This window comes from Vibrio sp. vnigr-6D03 (genome assembly GCF_002835515.1).
Classification (GTDB): domain Bacteria; phylum Pseudomonadota; class Gammaproteobacteria; order Enterobacterales; family Vibrionaceae; genus Vibrio; species Vibrio penaeicida.
This window is the reverse complement of record NZ_PIZL01000008.1, coordinates 22,528-35,192: the sequence shown is the minus strand read 5'-3', so window position 1 is coordinate 35,192 and position 12,665 is coordinate 22,528. Positions and strand designations below refer to the sequence as shown.

Annotated in this window: 11 protein-coding genes; 8 read left to right on the top strand and 3 right to left on the bottom strand. The window is 44.4% G+C overall.

Annotation, left to right across the window (positions count from 1 at the left end; genetic code table 11):
• The first annotated feature begins 8 nt into the window (after nucleotides 1–8).
• The 5 genes from CW749_RS06880 (at nucleotide 9) to CW749_RS06855 (ending at nucleotide 5,030) form a co-directional block, all read left to right on the top strand.
• The gene (locus CW749_RS06880) at nucleotides 9–746 is read left to right on the top strand and encodes an SDR family oxidoreductase (RefSeq protein WP_101111291.1); all 738 of its coding nucleotides are present in this window, start codon (nucleotides 9–11) and stop codon (nucleotides 744–746) included.
• Nucleotides 747–748: 2 nt separating this feature from the next.
• The gene (locus CW749_RS06875; RefSeq protein WP_101111290.1) at nucleotides 749–1,495 is read left to right on the top strand and encodes a 4'-phosphopantetheinyl transferase superfamily protein; all 747 of its coding nucleotides are present in this window, start codon (nucleotides 749–751) and stop codon (nucleotides 1,493–1,495) included.
• Between the two features lie 401 nt (nucleotides 1,496–1,896).
• A complete protein-coding gene (locus tag CW749_RS06865) occupies nucleotides 1,897–2,367 on the top strand; it encodes a GNAT family N-acetyltransferase (protein ID WP_101111289.1) in 471 nt (156 codons plus the stop codon).
• Nucleotides 2,368–2,392: 25 nt separating this feature from the next.
• Complete coding sequence (locus CW749_RS06860) at nucleotides 2,393–3,124, top strand: glucose 1-dehydrogenase (protein WP_101111288.1); 732 nt, start codon at nucleotides 2,393–2,395, stop codon at nucleotides 3,122–3,124.
• 310 nt (nucleotides 3,125–3,434) lie between these two features.
• Nucleotides 3,435–5,030: a BCCT family transporter gene (locus CW749_RS06855; protein WP_101111287.1), complete on the top strand. Its 1,596-nt coding sequence runs from the start codon at nucleotides 3,435–3,437 to the stop codon at nucleotides 5,028–5,030.
• Nucleotides 5,031–5,142: 112 nt separating this feature from the next.
• Here the strand turns inward: CW749_RS06855 and CW749_RS06850 are convergent, their stop codons facing one another.
• The 3 genes from CW749_RS06850 to CW749_RS06840 form a co-directional block, all read right to left on the bottom strand.
• Nucleotides 5,143–5,529, bottom strand: coding sequence for a transporter (locus CW749_RS06850; protein WP_180958337.1), 387 nt, complete (start codon nucleotides 5,527–5,529; stop codon nucleotides 5,143–5,145).
• Between the two features lie 380 nt (nucleotides 5,530–5,909).
• Nucleotides 5,910–6,635, bottom strand: coding sequence for a phospholipase A (locus tag CW749_RS06845; RefSeq protein ID WP_101111397.1), 726 nt, complete (start codon nucleotides 6,633–6,635; stop codon nucleotides 5,910–5,912).
• A 143-nt stretch (nucleotides 6,636–6,778) separates the two neighbouring features.
• Entirely contained in the window at nucleotides 6,779–9,109 is a 2,331-nt protein-coding gene (locus tag CW749_RS06840; RefSeq protein WP_101111285.1) for a helicase-related protein, read from the bottom strand.
• 553 nt (nucleotides 9,110–9,662) lie between these two features.
• Here CW749_RS06840 and CW749_RS06830 point away from each other — a divergent pair.
• The 3 genes from CW749_RS06830 (at nucleotide 9,663) to CW749_RS06820 (ending at nucleotide 12,612) form a co-directional block, all read left to right on the top strand.
• Nucleotides 9,663–11,351: an NAD-dependent malic enzyme gene (locus CW749_RS06830; protein ID WP_101111284.1), complete on the top strand. Its 1,689-nt coding sequence runs from the start codon at nucleotides 9,663–9,665 to the stop codon at nucleotides 11,349–11,351.
• Nucleotides 11,352–11,468: 117 nt separating this feature from the next.
• The gene (locus CW749_RS06825) at nucleotides 11,469–11,792 is read left to right on the top strand and encodes a DUF3392 domain-containing protein (RefSeq protein ID WP_101111283.1); all 324 of its coding nucleotides are present in this window, start codon (nucleotides 11,469–11,471) and stop codon (nucleotides 11,790–11,792) included.
• 13 nt (nucleotides 11,793–11,805) lie between these two features.
• Entirely contained in the window at nucleotides 11,806–12,612 is an 807-nt protein-coding gene (locus CW749_RS06820) for an ElyC/SanA/YdcF family protein (RefSeq protein WP_101111282.1), read from the top strand.
• The last annotated feature ends 53 nt before the right edge of the window (nucleotides 12,613–12,665 follow it).

Genomic DNA, 12,665 nt, shown 5'->3' with positions numbered 1-12,665 from the left:
GACATAAAATGAAAACGGTATTAATTACAGGCGCGGGGCAAGGAATCGGAATGGCCATCGCGCAGCAGTTTTCTCAATGTGATTACGCGGTATACCTAAATGTCAGAACGCTGACACCAGAAATAGAATCGCGAATTGCTTCACTGCAAGCCGATGGCGCTGTTGTTCTTCCGATTATTTTCGATATCAATAACAAAGCGCAAACACTGAAGGCTCTAGGATCAATAGATAAACTCGATGTTCTGGTGAATAACGCTGGAATACTTCGGGATAACCTTATACCCCAAACATCAATGGAAGACTGGCAATCGGTACTTCAAACCAATTTCTATTCTGCTCAAGATATGTTTACGCGATGCATCCCATTACTAAAAAAATCGGATGCGCCTTGTGTTATCAATATGGCTAGCATCTCCGGTGTACGGCCAAGGGCCGGTCAAGGTGCTTACGCCGTTGCTAAGGCAATGTTGATAGAGTGGGCAAAACAACTTGCCAGTGCTCCACCCAATGATCTCAACGCTTTAACAACGTATGCGATTTCTCCAGGACCGGTCGCCACTGAGATGATAAAAAAGGCACCTTGGTATAAACAACCGGGCGCGTTTGATCGTATTCCTCTAAAGCGGTTTGCTCAACCAAATGAAGTCGCTGAGTTGGCCGTTAGTCTCGCAAAATACCAGCAACTGAGTAACGGTCAGAATATCGTCTTGGATGGTGGATTTACTCAGACGACCAAAACTGCATAGCCATGGAGTCAAACACTCATCCTATGGCAACACCACAACCAAACTCTGTCGACGTTTGGTTGTGGATTCCTTGCAAGAGTTGGACACTCTCAAAGCTTAATGACCTGTCGAAGTCTGAGCGCACGCAATTTCAATTGAAGCCAGAAATAACACGATGGCAATTCGCCGCCAGCAAATTGTTTCAGCGTCATGTTTTAAGTATGTATATCAATAGAGAGCCGAGCCAACATGTTGTCTTGAAAAAAACATTCGGAAAGCCTTACTTGGATAAGGAATCTCTACAATTTAATGCGTCGCACAGCCAAGGTGTAATGGTGGTTGCTGTTACGTCTAAAACTGAAATAGGTCTCGATATTGCTGTTCACAACCATGCATCTAAATGGAAACGAAGAGCCAAGAGTGTTTTGCACGAAAACGAATGTGTTGAGAATGCCACGCAGTTTTACCATTTGTGGGCACTAAAAGAATCGCTTCTAAAAGCGACTGGCGAAGGGCTAATTCATGGCTGTCGTCACTTGTGCCTTAACTCTGACGACCTAAATACAGATGGCTTAAGTACAGATGGCTTAAGTAAAAACTGTTTAAATACAGATAGTATTAGCAACAACTCACTCATTACCTATACCAAGCAGACTCAGCAATGGTGGAGTTATTTGATCCGGTCGCCTATTCGCCATGCGAGTTTAGCAGTATCGAGTAACGCGCAGTTAAATGATGTCAGAATCATGAGTTTCATCCCTCAAAAGTAAAATTGATTCATCACAAGGTTAGGGTCTGTTGATCTTTCGTGGTTAAATTTTGTTCGACTTCTATGCCTTTTAATCGCGGCGCAAGGTGTGACGCCTAGTTATTCTAAGCAAATACCTTGCAACAAAGAGTAAAAGGCATAGAAACGAACCCTTCGGGCAGAATTTGTGGCTTATTTCTACTGCGTTATCGCTCATTGATGTAGAGCGACTACACCGAATGAGCGTTGCCTTGTATAAATCACCCACAAATTGCTACAAAAATCATCTCGAAAGGTCAACAGACCCTAAACATTCTATTCCTATCGAGCTCTCCATTCATTTGGTGGAGCTCATTTTTCTTGCTCATCTAAAGGCATATTTGATAATGTTCATTACAACTTAGTAAGAGGAAACAAGAAGATATGGAAATCAAAATCGATAAATTAGACGGCAAAGAAATCGTCGCTCTTCTCAATGAACACTTGGATGATATGTACGCAACGTCTCCGCCAGAAAGTGTCCACGCCTTAGATCTAGTCGCATTAAAAAAGCCCGAGATTACGTTTTGGTCGGCATGGGAGAACGGCGAGCTTCTTGGCTGTGCAGCCTTAAAACAACTTGATTCATCTCATGCGGAATTGAAGTCTATGCGTACCACTAAAACAGCCCGAAATCGGGGTGTAGCCTCAAACTTATTACAACATTTGCTTTCTGTGGCAGAAGATCGAAAATACGAAAAGATCAGCTTGGAAACAGGCTCTATGGATTTTTTTAAACCCGCTCGCACCCTGTATGAGAAGAATGGATTTGTTTACTGCGCACCTTTTGCTGATTACCAACCGGACCCAAACAGCGAATTCATGACGAAAGATTTGCTGCAAAAACCCTCTTGAGAGCTTACCCCCCTATGGAATACTTATGAACAAGGTTGTGATCGTTACAGGAGGAAGCCGTGGTATCGGAAGAGCTACCTCTCTCCTATTGGCTTCAAAAGGCTATCGGGTATGTGTTAATTATCGAACGCGCCAAGATGAAGCCATCGAAACCGTTAAGCTGATTGAAAAGGAGGGAGGCAAGGCCATTGCTTGTGCCGCTGATGTCTCCGTTGAAGCCGACGTTATTCGCTTGTTTGATACTGCAGAAAAAGAGTTCGGAACGCTCACTCACTTAGTCAACAACGCTGGAATTCTATTCACCCAGTCCCGCCTAGTGGATATGGATCTTGAACGCTTTAACAAAGTTATGGCTGCCAACGCCACCAGCTGCTTCTTATGTTGTAGAGAAGCAGTGAAACGCATGGTTGAAGGTGGGGCTATTGTAAATGTCTCTTCCGCTGCATCAAGGCTGGGAGCGCCGTTTGAGTACGTGGATTACGCCGCCTCTAAGGGCGCGGTCGATTCGTTGACCAAAGGGCTTTCTTTAGAGGTTGCGGCTCAGAATATCCGCGTTAACGCCGTTCGTCCTGGGCTCATTCACACAGAGATTCATGCCGATGGTGGTGAACCCGGTCGCGTTGATCGTCTCGCTTCTTCTTTGCCTTTACAAAGAGGAGGTACGCCAGAAGAAGTGGCCAATGCAATTGTATGGTTACTGTCTGATGAGGCTTCTTATGTTACAGGCTCATTCACAGAAATTGCTGGTGGGCGATGACTTAACACACAGCAGTACGCCCATCCGTTTAGGTTTAACCAAAAATCACCTAAATGAATCACCCATTCTGTAAATAAAATGAGTAAGATTTCTGCTGCATTTTGTAATCTTAACGTGATAGGATTGCACGCTTTTATGATCAACCTCACAGTTATTTTCCGCTGTGAGGGAAACTCACAATCTGATATCAACCACTTATCTGGACTCGCCACATAACATATGTGCGAATTTCTAGAGCATTTACTGGCGAAGGAACTGACTTCCTTACGGTAAAAATGCTTGGTTTATCAGTTTCAAAAGCGAAAATTATATGTCTAAAACTATCCTGAGTCCTGAACAGCCCAGTATTGCAGAGGCTGACAGCTCAGCGATTCAATCTGCTCAACGTGCCAGTACAACCCTTCAAAAACTTGGATTCAACAACCCTGTATTTTGGCTGAGCGGAAGTTTCCTTTTAATGTTTGTCTTGCTTGCTCTCGTTAACACTTCACTACTGTCATCTATAATCAACTCTGGATTCACTTATGCCACTCAGTGGTTTGGCGCATTCTGGCAAATCTTATTGCTGGTAAATTTTGTAATTGGATTAGTGCTCGCGCTAGGTCAAACGGGTTATGTGCGCTTAGGTGGGCTTGCTCTGCCCGAAATCGACACATTCAAGTGGCTTTCTATTGTACTTTGTACGCTACTCGCTGGCGGTGGAGTATTCTGGGCTGCTGCTGAACCCATCGCACACTTCGTTTCTGCGCCACCTATATTTGATGAATCTTCAGCAAGAGATATGGCGATAAACGCCCTTTCTCAATCTTTCATGCATTGGGGGTTTCTTGCTTGGGCAATACTGGGCTGCTTATCGTCAGTTGTGTTGATGTACCTTCACTATGAGAAAGGATTGCCACTTAAACCACGTACGCTGCTCTACCCTATTTTTGGCAACAAAGCGATTCACGGTAAGCTAGGCAACGCTATTGATGCGGTATGTATTATCGCTGTAGCCGCTGGTACGATTGGACCAATTGGGTTCCTTGGCTTACAAGTAAGCTACGCGCTGAACGCGTTGTTTGGCATTCCAGACAGCTTTGCTACGCAAAGTATGGTTATTCTCTTTGCCATGGCTATGTATACCCTTTCAGCATTGAGCGGGCTCAGCCGAGGTATTCAATTAGTTAGCCGTTACAACATTATTCTTTCCGTTGCATTAGTCTTCTTTATTCTTATTGCGGGTCCAACAAGCTTTATCATCGATGGTTACATGCAAGGTATGGCAACCATGATCGATAATTTTGTGCCTATGGCTTTATTCCGAGGCGACACTGGCTGGTTGAGTTGGTGGACCGTTTTCTTCTGGGGATGGTTTATTGGTTATGGACCAATGATGGCGATCTTTATTGCTCGTATTTCCAGAGGCCGCACTATTCGACAGCTGATTCTTGCAGTAAGTGTCGCTGCGCCACTGATCACTTGTTTCTGGTTCAGTATTGTTGGCGGTAGCGGATTGGCGTTTGAGTTAGCTAACCCTGGTGTGATTAAAGCTGGGTTTGAAGGATTCAACTTACCGGGCGCATTACTTGCTATTACTGAGCAGTTACCTTACTCAACATTGATCGCTATTTTGTTCTTAGTTTTAACAACAACGTTCATTATCACAACAGGTGATTCAATGACTTACACAATCAGCGTTGTTATTACTGGCGACACAGAACCAAATGCAATGATGCGTGTATTTTGGGGCGTAGTAATGGGTTCAATGGCGATTGTCTTGATATCTCTAGGTCAAGGGGGAATATCTGCATTGCAGTCTTTCATCGTGATCACTGCGGTTCCGGCATCGTTCATCTTAGTGCCTTGTTTGTGGCAAGCGCCTAAAATCGCTCATAAGATGGCAAAAGACCAAGGCATTCTGTAATGTGCGAGTCCAACACACTCTAGAGTCTGTTTAGCCAAATAAAAACCCCTGAAATCGATTCAGGGGTTTTCTCTTTCTAATGAATGCAATTAAGCACTCAGGTGCCTGAAACTTACTCTTGTTCCAACACGATTAGAAACTGATCTTCATTCAGGTCCGTGATCACCGAGTGGCTCTTCTTACCTATATTGGCTTTCTGCTCTTGTTCTAGTTCATAAGGCATAATGAGAGTAATTTTCTCGATCCCTTCGGCTCTTGCCAGCTTCACCAGCCTAACAAGGTTTGTTTCATCACTATTTTGAGCAGACATTGCAGATAAAGCCTGATCCCAGATTCTATCTTGCGGAGTTTGCATTTGATTCAAGCTGTCTTTCCAAACCACGCCAAAGATCGGCGCGAAAGACTGAATCGCCTCCAAAAATGTCCATTTCCTGCGGCAAACTACACCTAAAAAAGTGGTGTAATCAAAAACAATGTCCGCCGTTTTAGTTTCATCCATAATGCCCCCCGACATTGAGAATAGCGAAATATCCGAAGACTATTTCTTAAAACACAACGCCTTTGCATCGTTGTTCATCACCTTTTGGTATGTATTACAAAAAGGTTTTGGCTGGGTCAAGCGAACCCTAACGCCATATTAGCAATACCACCTAAACCGTTACGGAATTGCATATAAACTCACTATTAACCACAATTTGCTATATAGCAATATGATATAAAACAATCGTCTGTTATGACCTTATTTCACAAGAAAAGGCTATAAAAAAGTAGGGTTATTTACACAATATGAACATAGTTGAAATGAATCAAAGGAAAAGATTTGGAATTCTGTCAGTTACTTGGCTGGTTAATCAACTCAGCCAACTAAATGAAGACAACTTATTGCCAATTAACCAGTTTAAGACCAATCCCAACTCGAGTGTGGCTGTGGTTGTATTCAATCAGCGTTTCTCCGTAGCCATGGTAAACTTGGGTATATAAGCCGACGAAGTCATTCATATAGAACGTATAACCAGCTTCAACACCACTTCGATCTGTATCAAAGTTATAAAATCCGCTTAAATCGAAGACACCAAAGGTCGAGTGAATCTTCATCCACGCATTCCATGGCGCGTAGTACTCTGCAATATCTGGGTTTTCACCAGTCCGACCGAACACAGACCAAGCATGAATGCCGTATTCAAAGGGGCCATCAAGCAGTTCAAGAGCGAGGTAAGCTCTGTCCCAACTGCGAGATAGTGACGCGGTTTGCCCATTAGATTGGTGTTTATAACCCAGCTCAATATTGTTGATGATGAATAGATCAGGACGATACATCACAAAAATTTGCGGCTTGTAGTTTGTTTCACGAAAAGGAGAAGAAATTTTATTGTTCGCTACTTGCCATAATGACGTTTGAGAATAAGAAGCTACCAAGGATGAATTTGACGTAAATTGCAGCAAAGGGAATGAAAAGGAAAACTTAAACTTCGCCTCAAGTGATTGTAGCTCTCCAGCGCCTTCAAACCCACCCGCTAAGTAGTCTGCTTTATTAATGTCGTTGGTATAACTTCCAATAACATACGTATCCTCATAGGAAGAAATGCTGCTTAGGCTTTTAGCCATCAACGGACAAGAAAAAGCGATTGATATTAAAATCCCAACAACGGCGAATAATGGTTTTTGCACAGGCGGCAACCTTTGTCTTTTTATTAGTGTTTTCAAATAGACAAGCAAAGATTACGCCAAAACCCCAAATAAAATAGCTCTTAGTTTTTAATATCAACTATTCGGCTGGCTTTGCGATACTGCACACGCCATCCGCTCCAACGTGGCAGCTCCCAGCGTTTCGGGTCACCTTTTCTTAGACCGCGAAGGTACAAAACATGGACAAGCTTTTTACTTGGGAAATACTCTACGGTCAGTTGCAAATCGCCGATATTGAGAAGAGTTGGAAATTTTTCATCAAAATCCTCTCTTTCCCAATATGGAATACCTTCAAATTGAATATCTTCCGGATCAAGTAATTCAAGATCCGCAAGTGTTTCAACACCGAGGTCTCGTAACTGTTGCTCTAGCCAGCACGCTGCACTTTCTACTCTGTCTTCGGAATTGTTTTTTTCCAATGCTTTGTACAAGTTCCAAGCCGCGATATCCGCTTTGAGTTTTTCTGCAAACCCTTTCCACGCTTTGCCTTGAATAAGGGCATTGGCAACCGATTCCACACCTTGTGGTTCACTCAAACGTTCGGCAATCACCCGACCAGCGTAGAGATATTGAGAGCGTGTAACCCACTCTTCTTCAATTTTTATCATGTCGCCATTTGCCCACTCTCCGATATCCAGTGCTTCTATTTGCTTCATCGCCATGGGCAACATTATGGTAGCGAGGTTTAGCGTTTGTTTGACCCCTCTTCCCGGTAAGCTGTGTTGATCCAGTACGACTGCCGCTTCTGCTGTATCGGGGAATCGAGAATCCCTTCCGACCGTCAACTCACTGTAGCCATTGCCTAGAGCTTGCTTACGTTTCTCTCTTCGAACAAAAACAAGCTCGGGATGAAGTCGCGCAATTTCATTTACAAATACGTTTGAATCGAACCGAGACGCAACCTCTAAATCGGGTAGCGATAGCGCATCCCGCATTTGCCTCGCTAGTGCTTGTGCTTCGCTCAGTACTTGCGCATCAACAAAAATGGCATCACATGATTCTCCACGTATAAGTTTGATCAGTGTGAGTGCGTCGCAACCTTTGGGTTCCCATTGGCTGAGTTTTTCTAACTTATCTTCACTTTCTGGTAGCTTGAAGAGGCGCGCTGGTGTACATAAGACAGCACTTAGATCCACCATCGCTTCGCGCAATGGTTTGGTGGGTAAACGAGTCAATAGGTCTGCATACAATGCATCAATAGGAAGTGGATAGAGAATTTCGCCATGGGTGGTAATTGCACCTTGATCATCAATTGCGCCCATTTGCGTGAGTCGCTCAATGGCTTGTGCTACCGATTTTTCAGGTAGTGGATCAAGAAAGGTTAATGTGTCTAAAGGATACCCACAACTGGCACTGGCTAACATCGCCTCGGTGAGCTCTTCGCGGTGCAATTCTGGTGGTGTTACGGCATCCAGTGGTGCGTGCTCCCCAAACATCCGGACACAAATACCGTCTTGAACGCGCCCCGCCCGCCCCGCTCGCTGCTTCGCACTTGCCTTTGAAATGTGCTTTAAGCTCAGAACCGTTCGACCATTTCTTTGCAAAGTACGCCTTTCCAACCCGCTATCTATCACCACCGAAATATTGGGAATGGTCAGTGAGGTTTCTGCTACGTTGGTTGCCAATACTACTTTCTGCTGATCCTGTTGCTTCAAAGCCAGTTCGCGTTGAGCATCCGATACAGAAGCATGAAGAGGCGTAACAAGCACATCACCTAGACTAGACAGAGCTTGTTGGCATTGTGTGATTTCTTTTCTACCCGGCAAAAAAACAAGAATGTCACCTTTGGTTTCCTGTAAACAGTGCTCGACCTCGGTTCGCACTTTTTGCTCGAGCCCCCTGATATCGGGTAAGTGCCTTGTATCCATTGCGCGATAACCGACACTCACAGAATACACCCGACCCTCAGCGTATATTCGTTTTCCGCCAATGTAATCAACCAATCTTTGGGACTCTAGTGTTGCGGAGGTAACAATCAGGCGATGCTGCTCTTCACGGCGTAATATAGAAACAAGAAGATCCGTATCCCAACGCCTTTCGTGAAATTCATCCACCATCACCGTATCAAAATTACTCAGTTTGTTTTCAGAGTACCAGCGCAGCGCCACACCAGGTGTGACAAACACTACTTGAGTGTTTTCGGAATAGAAGCTTTGCAGCTTGATTGCATAGCCGATCTTATCGCCAAGCTTTGTTCCGTCTCCCTTCGCCAAATATTCAGCCAGTGAGGTACACGCTATTCGCCTTGGTTCAACAACCAATACTCGACCAAATTTTGCAGCCCATAGCGGCAAGCGAGTCGATTTACCTGATCCGGTTTCAGCCTCAACAACTAAATGGTGCTGACCTATCAAAGAATCAAATTCAGGTTTTATCGCGTCGATTGGAAGCATGAGAAAAGGTCATCTAGAGAAATTTGAAAATGTGGCGCAGAGTATATACCCAAACCTAAGCGATATGCATTGAGAAAGCACGTTGCGCTGAAACAGAATATAAAGCTATGAATCCTGCTTCTTGCGGTAGTTTGAGTATAAATAGCAGTTTGAGGCACACAAACCTCAAACTATTACTAGGGTCTGTTGATCTTTCGAGATGATTTTTGCAGCAATTTGTGGGTAATTTATACAAGGCAGAGCTTATTCGGTGTAGTCACTCTACATCAATGAGCGATAACGCAGTAGAAATAAGCCACAAATGCTGCCCAAAGGGTTCGACTAGGCGTCCCCGTTCTATGCCTTTTACTCTTTGTTGCAAGGTATTTGCTTAGAATGACTAGGCTACACACCTTGCGCCGCGATTAAAAGGCATAGAACTCGAACAAAATTTAACCACGAAAGATCAGCAGACCCTAAATAATTAGCGAATTAGAGAAGTTCGGTTTACAAGAATGTAACCAAACCGCTATCATTTCAATCTACGCCCGATACATGTCTTACCGAGTCACTAATGAATAACGATAAACGCCCTTTATATATCCAATACGCGGGTCCAGCTCTTCTGAGTACGCCTCTTTTAAACAAAGGCAGTGCTTTTTCCGCAGAAGAACGCATTTCTTTTAACCTTGAAGGTTTGCTTCCGGAATCGACCGAAACAATACAAGAACAAGTTGATCGCGCATATCAACAGTATAAAAACTTTGAAAGTGATATGGATAAGCACATCTACCTGCGCAATATCCAAGACACGAATGAAACCCTTTTCTATCGCTTAGTTCAAAATCACATCAGCGAGATGATGCCAATCATCTATACGCCGACAGTTGGTGCGGCTTGTGAGAACTTTTCGAACATTTACCGCCGCGGTCGAGGTATTTTTATCTCCTACCCGAACCGTGATCGAATTGATGATTTGATCAACAATGCCACTAACCACAATGTAAAAGTGATTGTTGTAACAGATGGCGAGCGAATCCTTGGTCTGGGTGATCAGGGGATCGGTGGCATGGGTATCCCTATCGGTAAGCTAGCGCTTTATACGGCATGTGGTGGTATCAGCCCAGCCTATACGTTACCAATCGTATTGGATGTTGGTACTAACAACCCTCAACGCCTTGCCGATCCAATGTACATGGGCTGGCGTCACCCTCGTATCACTGGTGCTGAATACAACGCATTTGTTGAAGAATTTATGCAAGCCGTCCAACGCCGCTGGCCAGATGCATTGATTCAATTTGAAGATTTTGCCCAAAAGAATGCGATGCCTCTTCTAGAGCGCTATAAAGATCGCGTTTGCTGTTTTAACGATGATATTCAAGGCACAGCTGCCGTTACAGTAGGTTCTTTGATAGCGGCTTGCCATGCGGCTGGAAGCAAACTTTCTGAGCAACGCATTACGTTCTTAGGCGCAGGCTCCGCTGGCTGCGGGATTGCTGAAGCCATCATTGCTCAAATGGTCTCTGAAGGGCTGTCCGATGAGCAAGCGAGATCACAAGTTTACATGGTCGATCGTTGGGGCTTACTCCAAGAAGGCATGCAAAACTTGCTCGACTTCCAAAAGCGTTTGGTTCAGAAAGATGCCAATACTAAAGATTGGGAGTCTGACGACGCTGGGTTCTCTCTATTGGAAGTGGTTAAAAATGCCAAACCAACCGTATTAATTGGTGTTTCTGGTGCACCTGGCCTGTTCAGCAAAGAAGTTATTCAAGCCATGCATTCAGGTTGTGAGCGCCCAATTGTGTTCCCACTTTCGAACCCAACGAGCCGCGTTGAAGCGACACCAAACGATATCATTCGCTGGACGGACGGCGCTGCACTCGTGGCAACCGGAAGCCCGTTTGACCCTGTGATTCATGATGGTAAAACGTTTGAAATCGCTCAGTGCAACAACAGCTACATTTTCCCTGGCATTGGCTTGGGCGTTCTTGCGGTTTCTGCGTCACGCGTGACGGATGAAATGCTCATGGAGTCAAGCCGAGCGCTGGCAGAATGTTCACCTCTAGCCCAACAAGGAACAGGTGCTTTGCTTCCTCCACTTGAAGAAATCCATATGGTTTCTAAAAAGATTGCGTTCGCCGTTGGGAAAAAAGCCATTGAGCAAGGTGTTGCACTAGAAATTACTGACGAAGCCTTAGAGAAAGCCATTAACCAACATTTCTGGCAACCAGTGTACCGTAAGTACAAACGCACAGCGTTCTAACATAAGCTGATGAGTTTCTAGTCAATTTACACAAATTGTCGGCACAAATGCACGTTTCATTCAGAAAAGCCCTTTATGGGCTTTTCTTTTTAGCATGAAACCGTAAGATTAGTGGTTATGTTAGAGATACTTACCACTCTAGGAACGAAACTGGTTCCCTACCTATCTGAAATTTCCACAGCCGTTATCGCCTGTGGATTGGTCGTGTTTGGCTCGGATATTAACCGAGTTATGCGTCGCGTCCTTTCTGGCCATCACTTTATCGTACGAACTTTTGCTTTCATTGCTATCAATGCCTTTGGGTTTGGTTTTTTCATTGTGAAAATGTCTCCTCTTCTTTCACAATGGCTAACGCGGCTTGATCGTGATTGGCTAGTGATAGCCTTACTATTATGGTTTACTCTTGTGGGTATCTGGGCACAGCGAAATCGGCAGGTTTGATATTGGAACTAGCATGCTGAAACTCTCTCTACCATCGTCACTTATCTTATGGCTTCGCAGAGCAGCGTTGGTAATACTCCTATCTGGAATTACCTTACTCGGCACGCTCATTTTCATTGATCGCTGGATAAGTTGGCAAACCGAATCGCAAGTGTATTTTGAACCTGAAACGCTGCCAGATCACGACGTTGCACTGGTGCTAGGCACTAGCAAATATATCGGTAGAACCCTCAACGACTTTTACACCCACCGCATCAACACAGCTATTCAATTATTTTTGGATAAAAAGGTGTCGTCTTATTTGTTGAGTGGCGACAACGCCCACCGCTCTTATAATGAGCCATGGACCATGAAGCGGGATCTTTTAGAAGCAGGGATTCCTGAAGATGCCATTTACCTCGACTACGCTGGTTTTAGAACCCTCGACTCTGTAGTAAGAGCAAAAGCCATTTTTGATGCTGATGATTTTATAATTGTGACGCAAGCATTCCACTGCGAGCGTGCTTTGTATATTGCCAATTATCATGGAATAAAGGCAGTATGTTTGGCAGTGCCGGGGCCCACTGGATCGGGTGGCTGGTTTGTTCGTGTAAGAGAGGTGCTTGCGAGAGCAAACGCGCTAATCGATCTCTATATCATTGATAAGCAACCTAAGTTCATGGGACCTAAAGTTCCAATTGAAAACATCGAAGGTCCACACTTACCTATCCCACCTCTCGATAGTCACTCTTCAGAGCAAGTAGGCAACGCACAAGCATCAGAAGAGAATCTAGAAAAAGAAAACAAAAAAGAGGGCTCGCCTGAGCCCTCTAAATTCTAAGCTCTAAGCTCTAAGCTCTAAGCTCTAAGATACAATATTTACCAATATGAATC

What these genes read in the sequence shown, in the direction of transcription:
- CW749_RS06820 (WP_101111282.1), top strand. Translation starts at nt 11,806, where the DNA reads ATGCTGAAACTCTCTCTACCATCGTCACTTATCTTATGGCTTCGCAGA.
- CW749_RS06880 (WP_101111291.1), top strand. Translation starts at nt 9, where the DNA reads ATGAAAACGGTATTAATTACAGGCGCGGGGCAAGGAATCGGAATGGCC.
- CW749_RS06860 (WP_101111288.1), top strand. Translation starts at nt 2,393, where the DNA reads ATGAACAAGGTTGTGATCGTTACAGGAGGAAGCCGTGGTATCGGAAGA.
- CW749_RS06855 (WP_101111287.1), top strand. Translation starts at nt 3,435, where the DNA reads ATGTCTAAAACTATCCTGAGTCCTGAACAGCCCAGTATTGCAGAGGCT.
- CW749_RS06875 (WP_101111290.1), top strand. Translation starts at nt 749, where the DNA reads ATGGAGTCAAACACTCATCCTATGGCAACACCACAACCAAACTCTGTC.
- CW749_RS06825 (WP_101111283.1), top strand. Translation starts at nt 11,469, where the DNA reads ATGTTAGAGATACTTACCACTCTAGGAACGAAACTGGTTCCCTACCTA.
- CW749_RS06830 (WP_101111284.1), top strand. Translation starts at nt 9,663, where the DNA reads ATGAATAACGATAAACGCCCTTTATATATCCAATACGCGGGTCCAGCT.
- CW749_RS06840 (WP_101111285.1), bottom strand. Translation starts at nt 9,109, where the DNA reads ATGCTTCCAATCGACGCGATAAAACCTGAATTTGATTCTTTGATAGGT.
- CW749_RS06850 (WP_180958337.1), bottom strand. Translation starts at nt 5,529, where the DNA reads ATGGATGAAACTAAAACGGCGGACATTGTTTTTGATTACACCACTTTT.
- CW749_RS06845 (WP_101111397.1), bottom strand. Translation starts at nt 6,635, where the DNA reads ATGGCTAAAAGCCTAAGCAGCATTTCTTCCTATGAGGATACGTATGTT.
- CW749_RS06865 (WP_101111289.1), top strand. Translation starts at nt 1,897, where the DNA reads ATGGAAATCAAAATCGATAAATTAGACGGCAAAGAAATCGTCGCTCTT.